A 23,608-nucleotide genomic window follows, 5' to 3' on the forward strand; every position below is an offset into this window, starting at 1 on the left:
CGGGTGCGGCTGTCCTCCTGCCTACCGTGGCGATCACGACGCATCGGACTACCGGGTGGTCATCCTGCCGACGGGGCCGGACTGGATGACGGGGGCGTGATGCACCCCACCGTCGATGCGGTTGTACGTCGTGATGGTGGTCTGCCCGGCGGAGGTGGCGGGGGCCAACTCGTCCAGGATCGCGCGCAGTTCGTCCGCGGCCTGCGGGTCCGCCCGGAGGGTGCGGCGGATCCGGGCGCGCCACTCGATGCGGGCGTCGTCCCGGGCCTCCGCGGTCGTCCGCTCGTCCCCGGATTCCTCGGCGGCGAGCAGCTCCTCGCGTACCGTGTCGAGTTCCTCGCCCACGGCCTGCGGGTCGGAACCGGAGCGGCGGGCGAAGAACGTGGTGATCCGTCCTCTGGCCTGCTCCCACGTCTCGCCGACCATCTGCTGCACGAGCGCGGTCGCCCCCGCCGTCGCCAGTGCCACCAACTCCGCTTCCATCGGGCCCCCTTCGCGTCCTGCGCCGTCCATGCAGCCTACCTGTCAGCGTCCGAGCAGGGCGGCCAGTGCACCGACCGGGTCCGCGTCCGGGAAGCCGCGCGGCCACCAGTCCTCGCGGTCGGGGTCGGACTCGTACCCGTACCAGAGGCCGTCGCGGCCGTAGCGGAGCTGGAGCGACCGGGTGGAGAGGCGGTTGCGCCAGGGCCGGAAGTGCGGGAAGTCCGCGGCGATGAGGGCCGGGCGGGCGCGGTCGAACGGGCCGGCCGGCGGGTCCCACGACTCCTCCAGGACGGCGAGGCCCGCCGGGCCGCCCTGCCGCCAGGCGGCGACCGCGCGGGCCAGGTCGGCCGGGGTCCGGTCGAGGGCGGCGGCGAGGTCGCGGTAGAGGGCACGGGTGGAGGCCGTCAGGCCGGAGCCGGGGTGGGCGGCGGCCAGGCGGACGGCGTCCTGCCAGGGCGTGAGGGAGGCGACCGGGTCGTGGCCCGTCACCAGGAAGGCGTGGGCGCGGGCGGCCGCCTCGGTGGCGAGGAGCTCCAGTGCCAGCGGGTCGGGGGCGTCGGGGTCCTCCGGGTAGACGGGCGGACGGCCGGGCCGGTCGGGAGCGGGCAGCGGCGGCGGCAGGGCGGGGCCGTCCACGAGCGGGCGGGAACCGGATGCGGAGGTCTGCGCGAGGACCTCACGGGCGGGGACGGTCGGCATCCTCGGGGGCGCGGCGGTGGTCTCGGCTGCCGCACGGGTGGCGTTGCGGTGGCTGAGGGCGGCCAGGATCTCCTGCTCACCGCGGCCCCTCATGAGGAACAGCACGAACGGATCCTCGTCGAGCAGCCGCGCCGCCTGGTAGCAGAGGGCCGCGGTGTGCTTGCAGGGATAGCCGTGGTCAGGGCAGGAGCAGTCGGGGATGAGGTCCCCCGGTCCGGGCAGCAGGTCCACTGCGGCGGCCAGGGCGTGCGGGACGTCCTTGTCGAGGAGCGCCGCGATGTGGTCGGGGCGGGACGCGGCCGCGTCGAGGAAGCGTTCCCAGTCGTCGTCGCCGAGGACGCGCAGGCGGATCTCGGCGCGGTACGGGCGGGGCCGGCTGCCGTGCACGTAGGCGACGACGCGGCCGGGGGTGACGGTGATCGCGTCCACGTGCCCGGTGGACGCGTAGGCGCGCCCGCGCGCCAGTCGGGCCGGGTCCAGGGCGGTGTCCTCCAGTGCCTCCACCCAGGCGTTGCCCCACCAGGTGGCGGCGAACCTGCCGTCGGCGTGCTGCGCGGGGGCGAGCTGGGGGAACGTACGGCGGTGGTCGTCGTGCAGCGGTGCGCGCCGGGCGGGGCCGGGGCGGTGCGGGCTCATGACGGCCTCCGCAGGGAGACGAGGTCGGCCAGCTCGCGGTCGGTGAGCTCCGTCAGGGCCGCCTCCCCGGAGCCGAGGACCGCGTCGGCCAGGGCGCGCTTCGTGCGGAGCATCTCCGCGATGCTGTCCTCCACCGTGCCTTCCGCGATCAGCCGGTGGACCTGGACGGGCTGGGTCTGGCCGATGCGGTAGGCCCGGTCGGTGGCCTGCTCCTCGACGGCCGGGTTCCACCAGCGGTCGTAGTGCACGACATGGCCCGCGCGCGTCAGGTTGAGGCCGGTGCCCGCCGCCTTGAGGGACAGGACGAACACCGGCACCTCCCCCGACTGGAACCGGTCGACCATCCGCTCCCGCTCCGCGACGGGAGTGCCTCCGTGCAGCAGTTGTGCGGGGACCGCGCGGGCGGCCAGGTGTGCCATGAGGAGCCGTGCCATGGAGACGTACTGGGTGAAGACCAGGACCGCGCCGTCCTCGGACAGGATCGTGTCGAGCAGTTCGTCGAGCAGGGAGAGCTTCCCGGAGCGGCCGGCCAGCCGGGCCGGCTCCTCCTTGAGGTACTGGGCGGGATGGTTGCAGATCTGCTTGAGGGAGGTGAGCAACTTCATGATCAGGCCACGGCGTGCCATGCCCTCCGCCGCCTCGATCTGCGCCATCGTCTCGCGCACCACGGCCTCGTACAGGGAAGCCTGTTCGCGGGTGAGGGCGACCGGGTGGTCGGACTCGGTCTTGGGCGGCAGCTCCGGGACGATGCCGGGGTCGGACTTCCGGCGCCGCAGGAGGAAGGGGCGCACGAGCCGGGCGAGGCGCTCGACCGCCTCGTCGTTCTCGATCTGCTCGGCGTTCTCGACGGCTCGGGCGTGGCGGGAGCGGAACGCCTTGAGCGGACCGAGCAGCCCCGGGGTCGTCCAGTCGAGCAGCGCCCACAGCTCGGAGAGGTTGTTCTCGACGGGGGTGCCGGTGAGGGCGACGCGCGCGGGCGAGGGGATGGTGCGCAGCGCCTTGGCGGTGGCGGAGAACGGGTTCTTGACGTGCTGGGCCTCGTCGGCGACGACCATCCCCCACTGCTGTGCGGCCAGTTGCTCGGCGCTGGTGCGCATGGTGCCGTAGGTGGTGAGGACGAATCCCCCGCCGTCCGGACCGTCCAGTCCGTCCAGGGTGCGGTCGGTGCCGTGGAAGCGGCGCACGGGCACCCCGGGCGCGAAGCGCGTGATCTCCCGCTGCCAGTTGCCGAGAAGGGAGGCCGGGCAGACGACGAGGGTGGGGGCGCGGTGGGCGCGCCGCAGGTGGAGGGCGATCAGCGTGACGGTCTTGCCCAGACCCATGTCGTCGGCGAGGCAGCCGCCGAGCCCGAGGGAGGTCATCAGGTCCAGCCACGCCAGGCCGCGCAGCTGGTAGTCGCGCAGGGTGGCGTCCAGGCCGGGCGGCTGCGGGGCCTCGGCCGGGCCGGCGACCAGCCGGTCGCGCAGCGCCGCGAGCGCCCCGGCCGGGACGGCCTTGACCGATTCGCCGTCCACTTCGGCGGTGCCGGTCAGCGCGACGGCGAGCGCGTCGACCGGTTCGAGCAGCCCCAGCTCGCGCTTGCGGGCCTTGCGGACGAGCGCGGGGTCGATGACCACCCACTGGTCGCGCAGCCGCACGATCGGGCGGTGGGCCTCGGCGAGGGCGTCCATCTCGCGCTCGGTGAGCGGGTCGCCGTCCAGCGCAAGCTGCCAGTTGAAGCGCAGCAGCTCCGCACTGTCGAAGAACGCGGTGCCGTCGGTGGCCGAGCCGGGCGCCGGCCGGACCACCGCGGCCGCGGTGAGCGACCGGGCCAGCTCCTTCGGCCAGTGGACGGTGACGCCCGCCGCGCCGAGCCGGGCCGCGGCGGGGCCGAGCAGCTCGTACAGCTCGTCCTCGGTGAGCGACAGCACGTCGGGCACGTCCCGCTCCAGGAGGCGGGCCAGCGGCGGCCAGACGCGGGCGGCGCGGCGCAGCGCCAGCACGGCGTCGATGCGGGCACGCGGGCCGAAGTGGTCGTCGCCCTCCCCCGCCCACAGTCCGGCGGCGTCGACGACCAGCGACGGGTCCGCGAGGCTGTGCACCTGGACCAGCGCCGCTGCCGCCTGCCGCTCGTCGCCGCCCTCCTCGGCGGTGTCGAACAGCTCGTACCCCGCCAGGTCGAGACGGAGCGAGACGCGGACCCCGGCGTCCATGCCCGCCGCCGCCTCCGCGGCCCATGCCCGCGCGCGCGGCAGGTGCTGGGGCGTACGGGCCGCGAACGGTTCGCCCGCGGCGTACGCGGCGGCGGGGGTCCGGGGCAGGGTGTCGGCCACCGCGTCGAGGAACGCCCGCACCAGCGCCTCCGGCTCGGGCAGCCGCAGCGGCCGCAGGCCGGGAACGGGCGCGGCGTGCGCTTCGTACGGCATGGCGGCGGCGATCGCGCGCAGATGGGCGATGTCGTCGGCGTCCAGCGGCCCCGCCCGCCAGGCGTCCAGGTCACCACTGGTCAGCCCCGGCAGCAGCCGGCCGCGCGCGACCAGCTGGAGGGCGTGCAGCGCGGCGGCGCCCCAGCAGGCCGCCGCGGGGTGCGCGCCGCCCGTGCGCCGGGCGGCGACGAGCAGCGGCAGCGCCTCGTCCACCGGCAGGACGACCGCGGGCACGGCACGGCTGCGCGCCCCGTCGCCGTGCGGCCGCACGAGGGTGACCGTGGCCGGGGTGGCACTCCCGGCGGCGTCCGGCCCGGCGTCCCGGGCCGCAGGCACCAGGTCGGGCAGGGCGTCGCCCGTCACGGACCAGAAGGCGACGCGGCCGTCGCGGGGCAGGGCGGCGGGCAGGAAGGTGGCGGCGCACACGGCCGGCAGGGACGGTCGCGCGGAGTGCGCGGCCGACCGCCCGGCGGGTGTGCCGGAGGCCGGCGCGGACGGCGGCGCGGCGGATGTGCCGGGCAGCCGCGCGGCGGCCGGCCGGCTTGTGCCGGAGGCCGGCGCGGACGGCAGCCGGTCGTGCTGCGGCGGACCGGGGCGCATGGCCGGTCACCTCCCCTCACGTGCGTCGTGCCGGGCTGTTCACCTCGTGGAACAGCCTGGATCTACGACCTTACGGCCGGGGTCTGACAATCGGTCCGAACGCCCTCCTCGGCCGGACGGCCGGACGTCACGCCCGGCGGCGGACGAGGGCGAGCAGCTGTGCCGTCCGGTGACGCCGGGTCCAGGCGATCAGCCCGAGCGGCAGCGCGAAGAGGACCGGCGTGAGGGCGTACCGGCCGTCGAACACGGCCAGCTGGGTGATGAAGGCACCGGCCATCAGGCCGATCAGCGCCAGCGCGGACGCCCCGGCGAGGAGGGGGATCACCAGCGCGACGGCGCCGGCGAGCTCCAGGGCCCCGACCACGTACATGAACCAGTCGCCGAAGCCGATCCTGTCTAACGACTCGGCTGCCGACCAGTGCCCCACCAGCTTGGGCCTGGCGCTCGGGACCGCGAAGAACAGGGCCAGGACGATCTGCAGCACGCGCACGCCGATGTCGGCGCGGCGGCCGAGTCCGTCGGCGGAGGACGGGGCGGACAGGTCGGACGGGGAGGACGGAGAGGACGGGGAGGGAGCGGGCACGGTCGCGGTCATGGTGGTCGGTCGCCTCGGGTCCGGCGTGCGGGGTGGTCCCGCAGGCGCCTGCGGGAAACAGGACCGAGGAGGGGGCGCGAACTCATCGCTCCACCGGCGCGGAGTTCCGCGCCGCCGTGGGTACCCGGCGCTCGGGGGTGGCCGGACGAAAGGACGGACGAGGGACGGATCAGGAACGGCCGAGGAACGGATCAGGGACGGACGAACGACGAGGGACGGGCGGAAAAGCCATCATGCGACGTACGGGCAATGAACCGGCGACCGCACGCAGCCCGCTGCGGATCCGCTTCTGGCTGAGTGTCTGGGGCCTGATCTGGGCGGTCGCCGGCACCGTCGGCTTCGCCCTCGCCGGGCGGACCGGGTGGGCCGTCGCCTGTGGCGTGCTGTTCCTGGTCGTCACGGCGGATCTCGTCTTCGTGGTCCGCCACCTCCGTCAGGGCCCGCACTACCAGCCGGGCCGCGACGTGCCTCCGTACGAGCCGTAGCCCCGGCGCTATGAATCCGTGTCGAAGCGCGCCGCTTCGAGGTACTCGGGCTTCGGGTCGAGCGCGGCGGCCAGCCGGAAATGGCGCTTGGCCTGGTCCGGGCGGCCCGAGCGCTGGAAGGTGCGGGCGAGCGCGAAGTGGGCGAAGGCGTTGTCCGGCTCGCGCTCCAGGACCAGCTCGAACTCGAGCTGGGCGGGGCGCAGCTGGGCCGCCGCGAAGAAGGCACGGGCGCGCAGCAGGCGCGCGGCGGTGTTCTCGGGGTGGGCCGCGATCACCGAGTCGAGGAGCTTGACGGCCCCGCGCGGGTCGCGCGCCGCGAGCAGCTGTTCGGCCGCGCGGAAGTCGATGACGTGGGTCTCCGGGTTGCTCTCGGGCACGGTCACATCCTTCCCTTTGCTGCGGCGGTTCAACATCCGCGGCACAGCCGGTATTCCGCGGGTCGCCGACCAGGGCGAGCGGCCCGGCGACCGCCCGAAACCCGGCGACAACCGCCGGAACCGACCCACGACCGCGCGCAGTCGGCCCGCGACCGCCGCGAGGCGGACCGCCGGCCGCCCCCTGCGCTAGCCGGCGGCTCGTTCCGTGAGCTCCGCCCACACCTTGCGCACCTGGGGCTCCAGCGCCTCCAGCGGTCCGTCGTTGTCGATGACCAGGTCGGCGACGGCCAGGCGCTGCTCGCGGGTCGCCTGCACGGCCATCCGGGCCCGTGCTTCGGCCTCGGTCATCCCCCGGAGCCGTACGAGCCGGTCCAGCTGGGTTTCGGGCGTCGCGTCGACCACGACCACCAGGTCGTAGAGCGGCGCCAGGCCGTTCTCGGTGAGCAGGGGTACGTCGTGGACCACCACCGCGTCCGCCCCGGCGGCCGCCTCCAGTTCGGCGGAGCGCGCGCCGACCAGGGGGTGGACGATGCCGTTCAGGGTGGCGAGGCGCTCGGGGTCGGAGAAGACGAGGGCACCGAGGGCGGGCCGGTCGAGGGTGCCCTCGGGCGTGAGGATCCCGGCCCCGAACGCCTCCACGACGGCCGCGAGCCCGGGCGTCCCGGGCTCGACGACCTCACGGGCGATCTTGTCGGCGTCGACGAGGACCGCTCCGTACGAGACGAGCAGCCGCGACACCTCGCTCTTGCCGGCCCCGATCCCGCCGGTCAGCCCCGCTTTCAGCATGAGCGGAAGCTTAGGCCCTGGGGCCCCGGCGTCACAGGTCGCCCTCGCGCTCGGCGAGGAAGCGCTCGAACTGCCGGCCCAGCTCGTCGGCGGACGGCAGGTCGACGGGCTCGGCGACCAGGCTGCCGCGCGTCTCCGCCCCGGCGACCGCGTCGTACTGGTGCTCCAGGCCCCGTACCAGGGAGACCAGTTCCTCGTCGCCCTCGCCGATCTGGCGCTCGATCTCCGTCTGGGTCCGCTGGGCCTCGGCGCGCAGCGCGTGGGCGACACCGGGCAGGACCAGTCCGGTCGCGGCCGTGATGGCCTCCAGGGCGGTCAGCGCGGCGTCCGGGTACGGGGAGCGGGACACGTAGTGCGGCACGTGCGCGGCGACGCCCAGGACGTCGTGGCCGGCGTCCATCAGGCGGTACTCGATCAGCGACTCGGCGCTGCCGGGGACCTGGGCCTCGTCGAAGGGGCTGCGGTGACCGGGCATGAGGTCGGTTCGGTTGCCGTGCGGGGTGAGCCCGACGGGGCGGGTGTGCGGAACCCCCATGGGGATGCCATGGAAGTTGACCGAGAGGCGGACGCCGAGCCGCTCGACGATCTGGCGTACGGCCACGGCGAACCGCTCCCACTCGACGTCCGGTTCGGGCCCGGAGAGCAGCAGGAAGGGCGCCCCGGTGGCGTCCTGTACGAGGCGGACCTCGATGGCCGGCGTCTCGTACCCGCTCCAGCGGTCGCGCCGGAAGGTCAGCAGCGGGCGGCGGGCCCGGTAGTCCACGAGCCTGTCGTGGTCGAAGCGGGCCACCACCTGGTGGGGCAGCGATTCCAGCAGGCCGTCGACGATCTGGTCGCCGGTCTCACCCGCGTCGATGTATCCGTCGAAGTGGTAGAGCATGACCAGGCCGGCCGACTCCTGTGCCAGCGCCATGTCGACGGCGGCCAGGCCCTTCGGCTCCCATTCGTACAAACCCTGCGGATCAAGCACGGTTACCGCTCCTCCTCGTGTCCATAGGGGGGAACGTCACTCAACGCACCCGCATTCCCACTCCTCGCCCGTTCCCCGCGCGTTCCCCGCGCGTCGCCCGTCCGTTCGCAGCACCGTTCACCGGCGGCCCGGCCCGCAGCGCCGGCCGGCGGCCCCGGTCGGGCGCCCCGGAGGCGATGCGCACGCCGTCGGCGATTGGTCCATACCTTGACATGCCCACTCCCCCTCTCTACCGTCACGGGACACCACCCTCGTTCACCATTCCGCTCGCCGTACACGTACAGGAACAGCTACGGGAACACCGACCGGGCTCGACGGGAAGGCAGACCCCACCCATGCGCACCCGGCCGCGGACTGGTCACGCCGGGCGTCCCCCTCAGCTGGACCGCCGGACGGGCCCTCAGCCGCCCCTCTCGGCCGGACCCCTGCAAACCGGACCCCCTCGGCCGCCCTGAGGGAACCGGACCCCCGGAACGCGACCGAGGCCCGCCCCCCTGAAGGGGACGGGCCTCAGTGCTGGTGCTAGCTACTGCTCAGCGGTGAGCCGGGATTCAGCTCTGGCCGCCGGCCAGCTTCTCGCGGAGCGCGGCCAGGGCCTCGTCCGACGCCAGGGCGCCGGAGTTGTCGTCCGACTCCGAGGAGTACGAGCCACCGGAGGCACCCGCCGGGGCACCGGCCGGAGCGGCGGCGCCACCCTCGGCAGCGGCGGCCTCGTCGGCCTCGCGGGACTTGATGACCTGGGCCTGGTGCTGCTCGAAGCGCTGCTGCGCCTCGGCGTACTGGGTCTCCCACGCCTCGCGCTGGGCCTCGTAGCCCGGCAGCCAGTCGTTGGTCTCCGGGTCGAAGCCCTCGGGGTAGATGTAGTTGCCCTGGTCGTCGTACGACGCGGCCATGCCGTACAGGGTCGGGTCGAACTCGACCGAGGCCGGGTCGGCACCGAAGGACTCGTTGGCCTGCTTCAGCGAGAGGCTGATGCGACGGCGCTCGAGGTCGATGTCGATGACCTTGACGAAGATCTCGTCGTTGACCTGGACGACCTGCTCCGGGATCTCCACGTGGCGCTCGGCCAGCTCGGAGATGTGGACCAGACCCTCGATGCCCTCGTCCACGCGGACGAACGCACCGAACGGAACCAGCTTGGTGACCTTACCCGGGACGACCTGACCGATCTGGTGCGTACGGGCGAACTGCTGCCACGGGTCCTCCTGCGTCGCCTTCAGCGACAGGGAGACACGCTCGCGGTCCATGTCGACGTCGAGAACCTCGACGGTGACCTCCTGGCCGACCTCGACAACCTCGGACGGGTGGTCGATGTGCTTCCAGGAGAGCTCGGAGACGTGGACCAGACCGTCGACGCCACCCAGGTCCACGAAGGCACCGAAGTTGACGATCGAGGAGACGACGCCGGAACGGACCTGACCCTTCTGCAGGGTCGTGAGGAACGTCTGGCGGACCTCGGACTGGGTCTGCTCGAGCCAGGCGCGGCGGGACAGGACCACGTTGTTGCGGTTCTTGTCCAGCTCGATGATCTTGGCCTCGAGCTCCTTGCCCACGTAGGGCTGGAGGTCGCGGACACGACGCATCTCGACGAGGGAAGCCGGCAGGAAGCCACGGAGGCCGATGTCGAGGATGAGACCACCCTTGACGACCTCGATGACGGTACCGGTGACGATGCCGTCCTCTTCCTTGATCTTCTCAATGGTGCCCCAGGCACGCTCGTACTGGGCGCGCTTCTTCGAGAGGATCAGGCGGCCTTCCTTGTCCTCCTTCTGGAGAACAAGGGCCTCGATCTCGTCGCCGACCTTGACGACCTCGTTCGGGTCGACGTCGTGCTTGATCGAGAGCTCGCGGCTCGGGATGACACCTTCGGTCTTGTAACCGATGTCGAGCAGGACCTCGTCCCGGTCGACCTTCACGATGACGCCGTCGACGATGTCGCCGTCGTTGAAGTACTTGATCGTCTCGTCGATCGCGGCGAGGAAGGCTTCCTCGTTACCGATGTCGTTGACCGCAACCTGCGGGGTGGTGGCGGTGGTCTCGGTGCTGCTCGTCATGTGGGAAAGGGCTCCGGTACGGACATTGAAGTCGTAGGTACTGCTACGCCGAGAGCCCGTATCGCCTCTGCAGAAGCCGGACAGCCAAGGAAGCGCTCGTCCCGGGAAGGGGGGCGCCTCGACAACCGAGGGGACATACATACAGATGCGAGCGCGGCCTGCTCCGTCTGAGGCGCGCAGGCCCGCAGCGCAACCTTTAGCATACGGGGACGGCCGGACACGGTCAATGCGCGAAGGCGCACACCCGGGGCAGAACGTCATATACCCGGCACATTTAAAGTTTCCCAAGGCCAAAGTGGCCGCGACTCGCGCGACGACGCGTCGAGCCGTGCGCAACCTACAACGGCGGGCGGGAATGATCCAAGAGTACGAGTCCGACCACGAGCCCCAGGCGACGCGGCGCCAGGCCGGTGACGCCGAGAGCAGCCGGGCGAACCGGAGCTGGTGGGACCGGAACGCCGACGAGTACCAGACCGAGCACGGAGCGTTCCTGGGGGACGACCGCTTCGTCTGGGGCCCCGAGGGGCTGGACGAGGCGGAGGCCCGGCTCCTGGGCGACGTCGCCGGACTGGACGTCCTGGAGATCGGCGCGGGAGCCGCCCAGTGCTCCCGCTGGCTGGCCGCGCAGGGCGCCCGCCCCGTGGCCCTGGACCTCTCCCACCGCCAGCTCCAGCACGCCCTGCGCATCGGCGGGGGCGTCCCCCTGGTCGAGGCCGACGCCGGGGCCCTCCCCTTCCGGGGCGGCTCCTTCGACGCGGCCTGCTCGGCGTACGGGGCGGTTCCCTTCGTCGCCGACCCGGTACGGGTCTTCCGGGAGGTCCGCAGGGTGCTGCGCCCCGGGGGCCGGTGGGTGTTCTCCGTGACGCACCCGGTCCGCTGGGCCTTCCCGGACGAGCCCGGACCGGAGGGCCTGTCCGTGACCTCCTCCTACTTCGACCGGACGCCGTACGTCGAGCAGGACGACGAGGGCCGGGCCGTGTACGTGGAGCACCACCGGACCCTGGGCGACCGGGTGCGGGACGTGGTCGCGGGCGGGTTCCGCCTGCTGGACCTGGTCGAGCCGGAGTGGCCCTCCTGGAACACCCAGGAGTGGGGCGGCTGGTCGCCCCTGCGGGGGAACCTGATCCCCGGGACGGCGATCTTCGTCTGCGAGCGGGCGTGAGACTGCGCGCGGAGGCCCTGGACCTTCCCGTACGCAGCGCCCTGCCCGCCCTGGAGCGGGCGCTGGACGGGCACGGCACGGCGGTGCTGTGCGCACCGCCCGGCACCGGCAAGACCACCCTGGTGCCGCTGGCGCTCGCCGAGCGGGGTGCCAGGGTCCTGGTCGCCGAGCCGCGGCGGATCGCGGCGCGGGCGGCGGCCCGGCGGATGGCGTGGCTGCTCGGCGAGGAGACCGGCGGCAGCGTCGGGTTCACGGTGCGCGGTGAGCGGGTGGTGTCCGCCTCGACGGCCGTCGAGGTGGTGACGACGGGCGTCCTGCTCCAGCGGCTCCAGCGGGACCAGGAGCTCGCCGGCGTGGACGTGGTGGTGCTCGACGAGTGCCACGAGCGGCACCTGGACGCGGACACGGCCGCGGCGTTCCTCCTCGACGTACGGGACGCCCTGCGGCCGGAGCTGCGGCTGGTGGCCGCGTCGGCGACGACCGACGCCGAGGGCTGGGCGCGGCTGCTGGGCGGCGCGCCGGTGGTGGAGGCGACGGGCACCGCGCATCCGGTCGAGGTCGTGTGGGCTCCCCCGGCCGCGGCGGTGCGGCCGCCGCACGGGATGCGGGTGGATCCGGCCCAGCTCGCGCACGTCGCGTCGGTGGTGCGGCGGGCGCTGGCCGAGCGGGAGGGCGACGTGCTCTGCTTCCTGCCGGGCGCCGGGGAGATCGCGCGGGTGGCGGGGCTGCTGTCCTCGGTGGACGCGGAGGTCCTCGCGGTGCACGGGAGGGCCCCCGCGGCGGTCCAGGACGCGGTGCTCTCGCCCGGCCGCCGGCGGCGGGTCGTGCTGGCCACGTCGGTGGCGGAGTCGTCACTGACGGTCCCCGGTGTGCGCGTGGTGGTCGACTCGGGCCTGGCCCGCGAGCCGCGCGTGGACCATGCGCGGGGCCTGGGGTCGCTGACCACGGTGCGGGCGTCCCGGGCGGCGGCCCGGCAGCGTGCGGGCCGGGCCGGGCGTGAGGCGCCGGGCGCGGTCTACCGCTGCTGGGCGGAGGCGGAGGACGGCATGCGGCCGCGGTTCCCGGCGCCCGAGATCCAGGTGGCCGACCTGAGCGCGTTCGCGCTGCAGGCCGCTGCCTGGGGTGACCCGGACGCGTCGGGCCTGGCGCTGCTGGACCCGCCGCCCGCGGGCGCGATGGGCGCGGCCCGGGAGGTGCTCACGGCGGTCGGGGCGGTGGACGCGGCGGGCCGGGTGACGGAGCGCGGGGCCCGCATGTCCCGGCTGGGCGTGCATCCGCGGTTGGCCCGCGCGCTGCTGGACGCGGCGCCGCGGGTGGGTGCGCGGCGGGCCGCGGAGGTGGTGGCGCTGCTGAGCGAGGAGCCGCCGCGCGAGTACGGCGACGACCTGCCCGCCGCGTGGCGGGCGGCGCGGCGCGGCGGCGACGCGTACGGCGCGCGGTGGCGGCAGGAGGCGCGGCGGCTCGCGGGCCGGCTCGGCGCCGGCGGCGCGCCGGAGAGCGCCGGCACGCTGTCCGAGGACGCCGCCGCCGGGCTGGTCGCCGCGCTGGCCTTCCCCGAGCGGGTGGCGCGCGCCCGCGGCGAGGGGTCGTACCTCATGGCGTCCGGGACCCGGGCGGAGCTCGGGGACGGGTCCCGTCTGCGGGGCTCGGAGTGGCTGGCCGTCGCCGTGGCGGACCGGCCGGCGCACGCCGCGTCCGCGCGGGTGCGGCTCGCCGCGGTGATCGACGAGGAGACCGCGCGGGCGGCCGCCGGGGGACTGCTCTCGGCGGGCGAGGAGGTGCGGTGGGAGGACGGTGACCTGGTCGCCCGGGCCGTGGAGCGGCTCGGCGCCGTCGAGCTGGCCGTACGGCCGCTGGCGGACCCGGACCCCGTCCTCGTGCGGGAGGCGCTGGTGGAGGGGTTGCGGCGGGACGGGCTGGGGCTGCTGCGCTGGTCGCGGGAGGCGGCGGAGCTGCGCCGGCGGCTGGCGTTCCTGCACCGGGTGCTGGGCGGGCCGTGGCCGGACGTGTCGGACGCCGCGCTGCTGGAGCGGGCCGGCGAGTGGCTGGAGCCGGAGTTGTCGCGGGCCCGGCGGCGGGCGGATCTGGGGCGCCTGGACGCCGGTGGGGCGCTGCAGCGGCTGCTGCCGTGGGCCACGGGTGACGCGGCGCGGCTGGACGAGCTGGCGCCGGAGCGCATCGAGGTGCCGAGCGGGTCGCGGATCCGGGTCGAGTACGGCGACGGTGAGCAGCCCGTCCTGGCCGTGAAGCTCCAGGAGATGTTCGGCCTGGCGCGGACCCCGTCCGTGGCGGGGGTGCCGGTGCTGGTGCATCTGCTGTCCCCCGCGGGCCGGCCGGTGGCCGTCACGGCGGACCTGGCGTCCTTCTGGCGCGACGGCTACCGCTCCGTACGGGCCGAGCTGCGCGGCCGGTACCCGAAGCACCCGTGGCCGGAGGATCCGGCGGCGGCGGAGCCGACCCGGCGGACGAACGCGCGCCGCTGAGGGCCGGGCGCCGGGAGCGCGCCTCCAGGTACAGGGACAGGGCGAGCAGGACCGTGCCGAGGAGCAGGCAGGTCCACGGGAGGTACGAGGTCATCAGCAGCACCAGCCGCCGCTGGGAGGAGACCAGGGCGACGGTGTGGTCGACGTAGTCCTCGCGCATCCTGACGTGCCCGGCGAAGGCGGTGACCTTGTCGCGGCCTCCGAGCAGGGTGCCGCCGCGCAGTTCCTCCCGGTGGATCTCCTCGCCGTTGACGGGGGCTCCGGTGACCGGCTCCACCCAGAACATCCGCTTGGTGGTGTACCAGCGGGTGGTGCCGGTCCGCTGCTCCAGCCGGGTGGCGTCGATGCCGGGCAGGGGCATCTTCCTGGGGTACGGGACCTTCGTCCACGGGACGGTCTGCTCGAAGTAGTAGACCTCCAGGCCGCGGAAGGTGCGGGTGCCCCTGTAGTGGATGGGGGCGGAGGTGCGCGTCTGGGCGTCGAAGTACCGGTAGTCGCGTTTCCCGGTGAGGAACGGCCATTTGAACTGGATGCCGTCGCGCCGCACCGGGTCGCCGTCGACGGATTCGCCGGTGGCGTGGACGGGCGCCTGGGTGTGGGCGTCGAAGACGTACCGCTCGGGGATCTGGGAGACCGTCCGGCCGTCGGGGCCGACGACGTGGGAGAGCGCGTCCCAGACGACGACGTCACGGCCGGCGTCGCGTTCGATCCGCCGCGACTCCTCCACGTTGCCCTTGAGGGTCTGGACGATGGTGACCTTGTCGACCCGGACCGCCCGCATCGTGTCGTAGCGCAGGAGGGTGGCCGGCTTCGCCTCCAGCACCATGTCCTGGTACTGGCCGGCCGGCACCTTGGCGAGCCGCGGGAAGGCGTACCAGCGCAGCGTGGGCGCCAGGGCGGCGCAGAACACGGCGAGGGAGAGGAGGACGAGGCCGGCCCGGTGCCGCATGCCGCCCGCCTACCTCTTCGGTCCGGGCACGGTGGTCAGGAGGGGCCGGGGGGAGGTCTCGCCCTCGGGGGCGAGGTCCGCCACGGCGAGCAGCAGGACCAGCAGCAGGACGGGGACCAGGCCGATGGCGGCGGCTACGAGGGCGCGCATGGGCGGCCTCCCATCTGATGGACCGTCAGGTCGCCTCCGGCCCGCACCGTAGCAACGGCACCGCGAGATGGGAACACGTCGCACCGCCCGCCCCCCGGGGGGGGAGGCGGGCGGTGCGGGGACGGCCGGTGTGCGTGGAGGCCGCCGGTGTGCGCGAGCCGGGTCAGGCGACCGTGAGCTCGACGGTCAGGGTCGCACCGCCGGGGGCGGTCAGCCGGAGCAGGAACGTGCCGGCCTGGCCGTCCGCGTACATCCTCGGGAGCCGCAGGACGCCGTCGGCATCGGTCTTCAGCCCCTCGAGGGTGCGGACCGGCTTGCCTTCCTCGTCCTTGAAGTAGGGGCCCTTGTCGTTGACCGCCGGGTCGTCCGCGGAGGTGATCATGGTGGCGGTGAGCGCGACACCGGACGCCACGGCGCCCTTGTGGGTGGCCTTCACCTCGACCTGGTCGGCGAACTCCGCATCGGGGGCCGCCGTCAGCGCCTTGTCGTCCGTGCGGGTCAGCGCATCGGCCTGGCGCTCGGTGACCGTCGCCGTGAAGTCGACGCCGGGCAGGGCGCGGCGTACGACCGTGGCGCGCACGGTGAACCCGCCCGTCCGCTCGCCCGCCTGGAGCGGGGGCGCGGTGGCGGTTCCGTCGGCGGACGTGGTGACGACCGCGCTGGTGGCGGCACCGGTGGCGGTCGCCAGGCGGGCGTCCGTCGCACCGACGATCTCGAACTTGACCGCGACCTTGGCGACCGGCCGGCCGGCCCTGTCGACCGCCACGACCGCCGGGCGCTCGACGAACCGGCCGCCCGCCGTCGCGCTGAGCGCGCCCGTGCCGGCGTCCTTGATGCGCGCCACCAGGTCGGAGGGCGACGGGGACGGGACGGGGGTGGGAGGCGGCGTCGGCGTCGGCTTGGCCGGCGGGACCGGCTTGGACGGGCCGGGCGCGGGGGTCGGCTTCGGGCTCGGCGACGGCGTGGTGACGGGCGGCGTGACGGACGGCGACGGAGTGGGCACCGGGCGGGTGACCGGCTTGTTGTCGCTGCGGTCGACCGGCAGGACGCCCGTGCCGTCGGGGACCTGGTGCGTACCGCGCTTGTAGTACTCGAACCAGGACAGGACCGTACGGAGGTACTCCGTCGAGCGGTTGTAGCTGAGGATCGCCCTGTCGAGGTCGGCCTTGACGGCGAGGTTGCGGTCGTTGGCGCAGAGGTACATGCCGGCCGCCTGCGCGGCGTCGTAGATGTTGTTGGGGTCCTTCAGACCGTCGCCGTTGGCGTCCTGGCCCCAGGTGGCCCAGGTGGACGGGATGAACTGCATCGGACCGACCGCGCGGTCGTGCGTCTTGTCGCCGTCGTACGCACCGTCGTCGGTGTCGGAGATGTTGGCGAAGCCGACGCCGTTGAGGACCGGGCCGAGGATGGGCGAGGTGGTGGTGCCGTTGGCGTCGACACGGCCGCCGCGGGCCTGCCCGGACTCCACCTTGCCGATGCCCGCGAGGAGCTGCCACGGGAGGTTGCAGCCGGGGTCGGCGGTCTTGAGGTGCGTCTCGGCCTGCTTGTAGGCGGCGAGGACGGTGGCCGGTATGCCCGCTTCCGACGGTCCGGCGGCGGGGAGGTCCACGGAAGTGCCGGATTTGTCCGGCGTGTTGAGCGGGGGCAGGTCCGTGTAGTACGGGGAGCCGCCCGTGGCGGAGCCGCCGGGGGACGACGAGGTCGCGTCGGCGGCCTGAGGGTCGCCGCTGCCGCCGTCGGCGGAAGGCGTCACGCCGGGGGCCTGCGAGGCGGACAGGGCGGCCACTGCGGCCGCGGCAACGGCGGTGCTGGTTGCTCCCTTGCGCAGCCGGCGGCCGATGTGCGCTGCCATAGGTGCGGTCCTCCCCCTGGTGACGGCTGGTCCGTACTCCCCTGCACGGATGCTCAGCAGACCCTACGTCAATCGGCCGCCCCGGCACACCGCCCTCTGACCGCTTTTCACGCTTTCGTCACTACTTGGCGTACCGGAATCCGGAAGGCGAACGTCACGCATACTTGCGGTCATTGACGACCGGATCCAGGGGGACGCACCAGTCATGCCGTTCACGCTCAGCCATGCGGCTGCCGTACTGCCGGGGATACGCAGGTCCGGGGCAGGGCGCGGGCCGCTCGTCGCCTCGGCGCTCGTCGCCGGGTCGTTCGCGCCCGACATGACCTACTTCGCGGACACCGCGCTTCCGGGCGCGATGCGCTTCGGTGATGTCACGCACGCGCCGGCGGGCGTGCTGACCGTCGACGTGGCGGTGACGGCGTTGCTGGTCGCGGTGTGGCTGATGGTGCGTGAGCCGTTGGTGGCGCTGGTGCCGCGGCGGTGGCAGGGGCCCGTGCACACACTGGTACGGGGCCGGGCGTGGCACGGGCGGCCGCGGGTGGCGCTGGCGGCGTGGTTCTACGTCTCGGCGGTCATCGGGGCGACGACGCACGTGGTGTGGGACTCGTTCACGCACCTGGACCGGTGGGGCACGCAGGCGGTGCCCTGGCTGAGCGAGGTGGTGGCCGGGTTCCCGGTGTACCTGTACGCGCAGTACGGCGGGTCCGCGGTGGCGCTGGTCGTGCTGGCGTGGTTCGCCGGCAGTGCGCTGCGGCGGCAGCGGGCGGCGGCGCCTGCCGCTCCCCCGGTGCCGGCACCGGTGCCGGTGCTGGGGCGGCGGGGGCGGTGGCTGGCGGCGGGGCTGCTCGGCGGGTGCGTGGCGGCTGGGGCCGTGCACCGGTGCCTGCGGTGGTACGCGTACTGGGGGCGGGCGCCCGAGACGCCGCTGGACATCATCCCGACGGTCTGCTTCGGCGCGGGCGCGGGGCTCGCCGCGGGGCTGCTGCTGTACGGCGCGGCGATGCGGCTGCGCCAGACGGTCTGAGGGACTCCCCCGCCCGGGGCCGGACCGGTCGGCGGGCCGTGCGCCATGACCCGCCCGGCCCCCGTCCACCCCTCCGCCCGCGGCGCACGACGGTGCCGCGGGCGGAGGGGTGGACGGGGCGGGGCGTCAGTGGGCGGCGGAGTCCCAGTCCGGGCCCACACCGACCGAGACGTCCAGGGGGGCACGGAGGTCGACCGCGGACGACATCTCGTGCCGGACGATCTCCTCCACGCGCTCGCGCTCGCCGGGGGCGACCTCCAGCACGATTTCGTCGTGGACCTGGAGCAGCAGCCGCGTCCTCAGCTCCGCGTCCCGCAGCGCCCGGTCGACCCGCAGCATCGCGACCTTCACGATGTCGGCGGCCGTGCCCTGGATCGGGGCGTTGAGCGCCATGCGCTCCGCGGCCTCGCGGCGCTGGCGGTTGTCGCTGTTGAGGTCCGGCAGGTAGCGGCGGCGGCCGAGCATCGTCTCGGTGTACCCGGTCGCGCGGGCCTCGTCGACGACGCGGCGCAGATAGTCCCGCACCCCGCCGAACCGCTCGAAGTACGTGTCCATCAGGGCGCGTGCCTCACCGGCCTCGATGCTGAGCTGCTGGGACAGGCCGAAGGCGGACAGCCCGTACGCCAGGCCGTACGACATGGCCTTGATCTTGCGGCGCATCTCCGCGTCGACCGCGGTCCGCTCCACGCCGAACACCTGGGAGGCGACGGTGGTGTGCAGGTCCTCGCCGGAGGTGAACGCCTCGATCAGGCCCTCGTCCTCGGAGAGGTGGGCCATGACGCGGAGCTCGATCTGGCTGTAGTCGGCCGTCATCAGCGCCTCGAAGCCCTCGCCGACCACGAAGCCGTGCCGGATGGCGCGGCCCTCGTCGGTGCGGACCGGCACGTTCTGCAGGTTGGGGTCCGTCGAGGACAGGCGGCCGGTCGCCGCCACGGTCTGGCTGAAGGTGGTGTGGATGCGGCCGTCGGCGGCGATCGTCTTGATCAGGCCCTCGACCGTGGAGCGCAGCCGCGCCTGCTCGCGGTGGCGCAGCATGATGACGGGCAGTTCGTGCTCGGTCTGCGCGGCCAGCCAGGCCAGCGCGTCCGCGTCCGTGGTGTAGCCGGTCTTCGTCTTCTTCGTCTTGGGCAGGTTCAGCTCGCCGAAGAGGACCTCCTGGAGCTGCTTGGGCGAGCCCAGGTTGAACTCGTGGCCGACGGAGGCGTGCGCCTCCTTGACCGCCTGCTGCACCGCGCCCGCGAACTGCTGCTCCATCGCCTCCAGATGGGCCCGGTCGGCGGAGATGCCGTACCGCTCCATCCGGGCCAGCAGCACCGACGTGGGCAGTTCCACGTCGTGGAGCAGCTCGGTGGCGCCGACCTCCTTCAGCTTCTCGCCGAACGCCTCACCCAGGTCGAGGACCGCACGGGCCTGCGCCATGAGGGCGTCGGCCTCGGCGCGCTCGTCGGTGCCGAAGGCGAGCTGCCCGTCGGCCGCGGCGGGGGCCAGCTCCCGGTGGAGGTACTCGACGGACAGGGCGTCCAGCGCGAAGGAGCGGCGGCCCGGCTTGACCAGGTAGGCGGCGAGGGCGGTGTCCATGGTGATGCCCTCGACGTGCCAGCCGTGCTCGGGGAAGGTCCGCAGCGCCTCCTTGGCGCTGTGCAGGACCTTCGGGCGGGCCGGGTCGGCGAGCCAGGCGGCGAAGGCCTTGTCGTCGGCCTCGTCCAGCTGGGTCGTGTCGAACCACGCCGCCTTGCCGTCGGCGCCCGCCAGCGCGACCTCGCTGACGTTGCCGACGCCCAGCGCCCAGGTGGCGACGGTGGCCACGCCCAGCGGCTGCGCGCCGTGCCGCTCCAGCCAGGACGCCAGCTCGCCGGCGCCCAGCACCGTGCCGTCGAGTTCCACCCCGGCGTCCGGGACGGGGGCCGCTTCCTCCTCGGCGCCCGGGTCGACCGCGAGGAGCCGCTCGCGCAGGCTCGGGTTGCGGATCTCCAGGATCTCCAGGAAACCCTTGAGCGCGGTCCGGTCGTAGGGCCGGCGCTCCAGCTCCGTGACGGTCTTCGGCAGCTCCACGTCACGGACCAGCTCGGTCAGGTGGCGGTTGAGCTTCACGGACTCCAGGTGGTCGCGCAGCGCCTGCCCGACCTTGCCCTTGACCTCGTCGGCACGCTCGACCAGCTCCGCGAAGGAACCGAACTGGTTGATCCACTTGGTGGCGGTCTTCTCGCCGACGCCGGGGATGCCCGGCAGGTTGTCGGACGGGTCTCCGCGCAGGGCGGCGAAGTCGGGGTACTGCGACGGGGTCAGCCCGTATTTCTCCTGGACCTTCTCCGGGGTGAACCGGGTCAGCTCGGAGACGCCCTTGGTGGGGTAGAGCACGGTCACGTGGTCGGAGACCAGCTGGAAGGAGTCCCGGTCGCCGGTGACGATCAGCACCTCGAAGCCCTCGGCCTCGGCCTGCGTGGCGAGCGTCGCGATGACGTCGTCGGCCTCGAAGCCCTCGACCGCGAACCGCTCCGCGTTCATGGTGTCCAGCAGCTCGCCGATCAGCTCGACCTGGCCCTTGAACTCGTCGGGCGTCGAGGAGCGGTTCGCCTTGTACTCGGGGAAGTCCTGCGAGCGCCAGGTCTTGCGGGACACGTCGAACGCCACCGCGAAGTGCGTGGGCGCCTCGTCACGCAGCGTGTTCGCCAGCATCGACGCGAAGCCGTAGATGGCGTTGGTCGTCTGGCCGCTCGCGGTGGTGAAGTTCTCCGCGGGCAGCGCGAAGAACGCCCGGTACGCCAGGGAGTGCCCGTCCATGAGGAGCAGGCGCGGACGGTTGTCGTCTGGGGTCTTCTTCGATGCTGTCTCAGCCACGGGGACGATCCTGCCACGGACCACTGACAATCCGGCTCCCGGCCGAGGGGCGGTCCCGGCTGTCGGTGGGGCGTGACAGGATCGGATACGTACACGGGACGCAACCGCTCAAGGGAGAGCGCGATGGTCAGCAGGCCGCCGGCAGATGATCCGGTCCAGGACGCGCCGCAGGTCGGGGCGCCGAAGCACTCCGCGGTCGGCCTCCCCGCGATCGGGCACACCCTGAAGGTGGGCCGGGAGCAGATGGGACTGCGGCGGGCGGCGCGGACACTGCTCAAGGTCAACCAGAAGGACGGCTTCGACTGCCCGGGCTGCGCATGGCCCGAGGAGGACAAGCGGCACGTCGCGGAGTTCTGCGAGAACGGCGCGAAGGCCGTCGCCGAGGAGGCGACGCTGCGCCGCGTGACGCCGGAGTTCTTCGCCGCCCATCCGGTCGCGGACCTGGCGGGCCGCAGCGGCTACTGGCTGGGACAGCAGGGCAGGATCACGCACCCGGTGCTCCTCGAGGAGGGCGCCGACCGCTACGCGCCGGTGACCTGGGAGCGGGCCTTCGCGATCATCGCGGAGGAGCTGGCGGCGCTCGGCTCCCCCGACGAGGCCGTCTTCTACACCTCCGGGCGCACCAGCAACGAGGCCGCGTTCCTGCTGCAGCTGTTCGCCCGCGAGTTCGGCACGAACAACCTGCCGGACTGCTCCAACATGTGCCACGAGTCGTCGGGCTCCGCGCTCACCGAGACCATCGGCATCGGCAAGGGCAGCGTCTCGCTGGAGGACATGCACCGGGCGGACCTGATCATCGTGGCGGGGCAGAACCCCGGCACCAACCATCCGCGGATGCTCGTCGCCCTGGAGAAGGCGAAGGCGGCGGGCGCGAAGATCATTTCGGTGAACCCGCTGCCGGAGGCGGGCCTGGAGCGGTTCAAGAACCCGCAGACACCACACGGCATGCTCCGGGGCGCCGCCCTCACCGACCTGTTCCTGAAGATCCGCATCGGCGGCGACCAGGCCCTCTTCCGGCTCCTCAACAAGCTGATCCTCCGGACGGACGGAGCGGTGGACGACGAGTTCGTACGGGAGCACACGCACGGCTTCGAGGAGTTCGCCGCCGCGGCCGAGGCCGCCGACTGGGACGAGACGCTCGCCGCGACCGGTCTGCGGCGCGACGAGATCGAGCGCGCGCTCGCCATGGTGCTGGCGTCGGAGCGCACCATCGTCTGCTGGGCCATGGGGCTCACCCAGCACAAGCACTCCGTGCCGACCATCCGCGAGGTGGTCAACTTCCTGCTGCTGCGCGGCAACATCGGCCGCCCGGGCGCGGGGGTGTGCCCCGTCCGCGGCCACTCCAACGTCCAGGGCGACCGCACCATGGGCATCTTCGAGCGCCCCTCGGCGGCCTTCCTCGACGCCCTGGACAAGGAGTTCGGCATCTCCTCGCCCCGCCACCACGGCTTCGACGTGGTCCGCTCCATCCAGGCGCTGCGGGACGGCGAGGCGAAGGTGTTCTTCGCGATGGGCGGCAACTTCGTGGGGGCCACGCCCGACACGGAGGTCACCGAGGCGGCCGTGCGCCGTGCCCGGCTGACCGTCCACGTGTCGACGAAGCTGAACCGGTCGCACGTGGTCACGGGCGCGCGGGCGCTGATCCTTCCCACGCTCGGCCGCACCGACAAGGACGTGCAGGCGAGCGGCAAACAGTTCGTCACCGTCGAGGACTCGATGGGCCTGGTCCACGCATCCCGCGGGAACCTGCCGCCGGCGAGCCCGGAGCTGCTGTCCGAGCCGGCCATCGTGGCACGCATGGCGCGGGCCGTGCTGGGCGAGGCGTCGGCCACGCCGTGGGAGGAGTTCGAGAAGGACTACGCCACGATCCGCGACCGCATCGCGCGCGTGGTCCCCGGCTTCGAGGACTTCAACACCCGGATCGCCCGTCCCGGCGGATTCACCCTGCCGCACGCCCCGCGCGACGAGCGCCGCTTCCCGACCGGTACCGGCAAGGCGAACTTCACCGCCGCGCCCGTGGAGTACCCGAAGGTCCCCGAGGGCCGGCTGCTGCTGCAGACGCTGCGCTCCCACGACCAGTACAACACCACGATCTACGGCCTCGACGACCGCTACCGGGGCATCAAGGGCGGCCGGCGCGTGGTCCTGGTCCATCCGGACGACGCCCGCGCGCTGGGCCTGGCGGACGGGGCGTACGCCGATCTGGTCAGCGAGTGGCGGGACGGCAGCGAGCGCCGCGCGCCCGGCTTCCGCGTGGTGCACTACCCGACCGCGCGGGGCTGCGCCGCCGCGTACTACCCGGAGACCAACGTCCTGGTGCCGCTGGAGTCGACCGCGGACGTCAGCAACACCCCCGCCAGCAAGTCCGTGATCGTACGTCTGGAACAATCACCGACCGTCTGAGCGTTCGCTTAGGCAGCCAGCGGCCAGTGCCGGCGGCACACATCAGGGACATGACCGTACGACGATCGGAGCCGGGCCCCATGGGCGAGCAGACCACCGTGAAGTTCCCGCAAGAGGTCCTCGACGAGTACAGCGCACTCGGTGTCGACCTGCCCGCCCTCTTCTCCGCCGGGCACCTGGGCACCCGCATGGGCGTGCAGATAGTGGAGGCCTCGGCGGAGCGGGTAGTGGGCACCATGCCGGTCGAGGGCAACACCCAGCCCTACGGGCTGCTCCACGGCGGCGCGTCCGCCGTGCTCGCCGAGACCCTCGGCTCGGTCGGTTCGATGCTGCACGGCGGCGTCTCCAGGATCGCTGTCGGTGTGGACCTGAACTGCACCCACCACCGCGGTGTCCGCAGCGGAGTGGTGACCGGCGTCGCCACCCCCGTGCACCGCGGGCGCTCCACGGCCACGTACGAGATCGTCATCACCGACGAACAGGACAAGCGGGTGTGCACGGCGCGGCTCACCTGCCTGCTCCGCGAGGTGACCGCCGCCGACGAGCAGCGGGTGCGCGGCACCGACTGACCGACCGACCTGCCGTCCGCGGCGCGGGACGACCGGGCCGCGGACAGGACGTCCGCGGCCCGATCCGCAGGCCGCCGCCAGGCGGACG

General features: G+C 73.6%; 17 protein-coding genes and 1 pseudogene. 6 read left to right on the top strand and 12 right to left on the bottom strand.

Annotated features, from left to right (window positions below):
• Positions 1-48: 48 nt before the first annotated feature.
• The 4 genes from ACIA79_RS12525 to ACIA79_RS12540 form a co-directional block, all read right to left on the bottom strand.
• On the bottom strand, positions 49-483 hold the full coding sequence (locus ACIA79_RS12525; protein WP_399428182.1) for a hypothetical protein: 435 nt from the start codon (positions 481-483) through the stop codon (positions 49-51).
• A gap of 42 nt (positions 484-525) precedes the next feature.
• Positions 526-1,818 (bottom strand): SWIM zinc finger family protein, encoded by a 1,293-nt coding sequence (locus tag ACIA79_RS12530; RefSeq protein ID WP_399428183.1) that lies wholly within the window; start codon positions 1,816-1,818, stop codon positions 526-528.
• The gene (locus ACIA79_RS12535; protein ID WP_399428184.1) at positions 1,815-4,823 is read right to left on the bottom strand and encodes an SNF2-related protein; all 3,009 of its coding nucleotides are present in this window, start codon (positions 4,821-4,823) and stop codon (positions 1,815-1,817) included. Before ACIA79_RS12535 ends, ACIA79_RS12530 begins: the two co-directional genes overlap by 4 nt.
• 127 nt (positions 4,824-4,950) lie before the next feature.
• Entirely contained in the window at positions 4,951-5,418 is a 468-nt protein-coding gene (locus ACIA79_RS12540) for a DoxX family protein (RefSeq protein WP_399428185.1), read from the bottom strand.
• 233 nt (positions 5,419-5,651) lie between these two features.
• Between ACIA79_RS12540 and ACIA79_RS12545 the strand changes: the two genes are divergently transcribed.
• Positions 5,652-5,903, top strand: coding sequence for a DUF6343 family protein (locus ACIA79_RS12545; protein WP_399428186.1), 252 nt, complete (start codon positions 5,652-5,654; stop codon positions 5,901-5,903).
• Positions 5,904-5,911: 8 nt separating this feature from the next.
• Here ACIA79_RS12545 and ACIA79_RS12550 read toward each other — a convergent pair whose 3' ends face one another.
• The 4 genes from ACIA79_RS12550 to rpsA form a co-directional block, all read right to left on the bottom strand.
• Positions 5,912-6,280 carry a tetratricopeptide repeat protein gene (locus tag ACIA79_RS12550; RefSeq protein WP_399428187.1) on the bottom strand — a complete coding sequence of 123 codons (369 nt, stop codon included), beginning with the start codon at positions 6,278-6,280 and terminating at the stop codon, positions 5,912-5,914.
• 186 nt (positions 6,281-6,466) lie between these two features.
• Complete coding sequence (gene coaE, locus ACIA79_RS12555) at positions 6,467-7,066, bottom strand: dephospho-CoA kinase (RefSeq protein WP_399428188.1); 600 nt, start codon at positions 7,064-7,066, stop codon at positions 6,467-6,469.
• Positions 7,067-7,097: 31 nt separating this feature from the next.
• Entirely contained in the window at positions 7,098-8,036 is a 939-nt protein-coding gene (locus tag ACIA79_RS12560; protein WP_399428189.1) for a PAC2 family protein, read from the bottom strand.
• A gap of 551 nt (positions 8,037-8,587) precedes the next feature.
• On the bottom strand, positions 8,588-10,090 hold the full coding sequence (gene rpsA, locus ACIA79_RS12565) for a 30S ribosomal protein S1 (RefSeq protein ID WP_392714135.1): 1,503 nt from the start codon (positions 10,088-10,090) through the stop codon (positions 8,588-8,590).
• 355 nt (positions 10,091-10,445) lie between these two features.
• Between rpsA and ACIA79_RS12570 the strand changes: the two genes are divergently transcribed.
• A complete protein-coding gene (locus ACIA79_RS12570; protein ID WP_399428190.1) occupies positions 10,446-11,252 on the top strand; it encodes a class I SAM-dependent methyltransferase in 807 nt (268 codons plus the stop codon).
• Complete coding sequence (hrpB, locus tag ACIA79_RS12575; RefSeq protein WP_399428191.1) at positions 11,249-13,735, top strand: ATP-dependent helicase HrpB; 2,487 nt, start codon at positions 11,249-11,251, stop codon at positions 13,733-13,735. Before ACIA79_RS12570 ends, hrpB begins: the two co-directional genes overlap by 4 nt.
• Here hrpB and ACIA79_RS12580 read toward each other — a convergent pair.
• The 3 genes and pseudogenes from ACIA79_RS12580 to ACIA79_RS12590 form a co-directional block, all read right to left on the bottom strand.
• Positions 13,701-14,684: pseudogene (locus ACIA79_RS12580) on the bottom strand (DUF3068 domain-containing protein); the annotation flags it as partial. The gene hrpB and the pseudogene ACIA79_RS12580 overlap by 35 nt on opposite strands.
• A gap of 9 nt (positions 14,685-14,693) precedes the next feature.
• Entirely contained in the window at positions 14,694-14,834 is a 141-nt protein-coding gene (locus ACIA79_RS12585; protein WP_107064450.1) for an SPW_0924 family protein, read from the bottom strand.
• A 163-nt stretch (positions 14,835-14,997) separates the two neighbouring features.
• Positions 14,998-16,686 (bottom strand): lytic transglycosylase domain-containing protein, encoded by a 1,689-nt coding sequence (locus ACIA79_RS12590; protein ID WP_399428192.1) that lies wholly within the window; start codon positions 16,684-16,686, stop codon positions 14,998-15,000.
• Positions 16,687-16,891: 205 nt separating this feature from the next.
• Here ACIA79_RS12590 and ACIA79_RS12595 point away from each other — a divergent pair, with 205 nt between their 5' ends.
• Positions 16,892-17,710, top strand: a complete 819-nt coding sequence (locus ACIA79_RS12595; protein ID WP_399428193.1) for a DUF4184 family protein — start codon at positions 16,892-16,894, stop codon at positions 17,708-17,710.
• Positions 17,711-17,836: 126 nt separating this feature from the next.
• Here ACIA79_RS12595 and polA read toward each other — a convergent pair whose 3' ends face one another.
• Positions 17,837-20,491 carry a DNA polymerase I gene (gene polA, locus ACIA79_RS12600; RefSeq protein WP_399428373.1) on the bottom strand — a complete coding sequence of 885 codons (2,655 nt, stop codon included), beginning with the start codon at positions 20,489-20,491 and terminating at the stop codon, positions 17,837-17,839.
• A 180-nt stretch (positions 20,492-20,671) separates the two neighbouring features.
• Between polA and ACIA79_RS12605 the strand changes: the two genes are divergently transcribed.
• Both ACIA79_RS12605 and ACIA79_RS12610 read left to right on the top strand, forming a co-directional pair.
• On the top strand, positions 20,672-22,951 hold the full coding sequence (locus ACIA79_RS12605; RefSeq protein ID WP_399428194.1) for an FdhF/YdeP family oxidoreductase: 2,280 nt from the start codon (positions 20,672-20,674) through the stop codon (positions 22,949-22,951).
• 80 nt (positions 22,952-23,031) lie between these two features.
• Positions 23,032-23,520, top strand: coding sequence for a PaaI family thioesterase (locus tag ACIA79_RS12610; protein ID WP_399428374.1), 489 nt, complete (start codon positions 23,032-23,034; stop codon positions 23,518-23,520).
• Positions 23,521-23,608: the final 88 nt, after the last annotated feature.

Source organism: Streptomyces sp. NPDC051310 (genome assembly GCF_044455245.1).
In the GTDB taxonomy this organism is placed as follows: domain Bacteria; phylum Actinomycetota; class Actinomycetes; order Streptomycetales; family Streptomycetaceae; genus Streptomyces.

Excerpts from the sequence above, each read along its gene's own strand:
- ACIA79_RS12525 (WP_399428182.1), bottom strand. The coding sequence starts at position 483 with ATGGAAGCGGAGTTGGTGGCACTGGCGACGGCGGGGGCGACCGCGCTC.
- ACIA79_RS12530 (WP_399428183.1), bottom strand. The coding sequence starts at position 1,818 with ATGAGCCCGCACCGCCCCGGCCCCGCCCGGCGCGCACCGCTGCACGAC.
- ACIA79_RS12535 (WP_399428184.1), bottom strand. The coding sequence starts at position 4,823 with ATGCGCCCCGGTCCGCCGCAGCACGACCGGCTGCCGTCCGCGCCGGCC.
- ACIA79_RS12540 (WP_399428185.1), bottom strand. The coding sequence starts at position 5,418 with ATGACCGCGACCGTGCCCGCTCCCTCCCCGTCCTCTCCGTCCTCCCCG.
- ACIA79_RS12545 (WP_399428186.1), top strand. The coding sequence starts at position 5,652 with ATGCGACGTACGGGCAATGAACCGGCGACCGCACGCAGCCCGCTGCGG.
- coaE (WP_399428188.1), bottom strand. The coding sequence starts at position 7,066 with ATGCTGAAAGCGGGGCTGACCGGCGGGATCGGGGCCGGCAAGAGCGAG.
- rpsA (WP_392714135.1), bottom strand. The coding sequence starts at position 10,090 with ATGACGAGCAGCACCGAGACCACCGCCACCACCCCGCAGGTTGCGGTC.
- ACIA79_RS12570 (WP_399428190.1), top strand. The coding sequence starts at position 10,446 with ATGATCCAAGAGTACGAGTCCGACCACGAGCCCCAGGCGACGCGGCGC.
- ACIA79_RS12585 (WP_107064450.1), bottom strand. The coding sequence starts at position 14,834 with ATGCGCGCCCTCGTAGCCGCCGCCATCGGCCTGGTCCCCGTCCTGCTG.
- ACIA79_RS12590 (WP_399428192.1), bottom strand. The coding sequence starts at position 16,686 with ATGGCAGCGCACATCGGCCGCCGGCTGCGCAAGGGAGCAACCAGCACC.
- ACIA79_RS12595 (WP_399428193.1), top strand. The coding sequence starts at position 16,892 with ATGCCGTTCACGCTCAGCCATGCGGCTGCCGTACTGCCGGGGATACGC.
- polA (WP_399428373.1), bottom strand. The coding sequence starts at position 20,491 with ATGGACGGGCACTCCCTGGCGTACCGGGCGTTCTTCGCGCTGCCCGCG.
- ACIA79_RS12605 (WP_399428194.1), top strand. The coding sequence starts at position 20,672 with ATGGTCAGCAGGCCGCCGGCAGATGATCCGGTCCAGGACGCGCCGCAG.
- ACIA79_RS12610 (WP_399428374.1), top strand. The coding sequence starts at position 23,032 with ATGGGCGAGCAGACCACCGTGAAGTTCCCGCAAGAGGTCCTCGACGAG.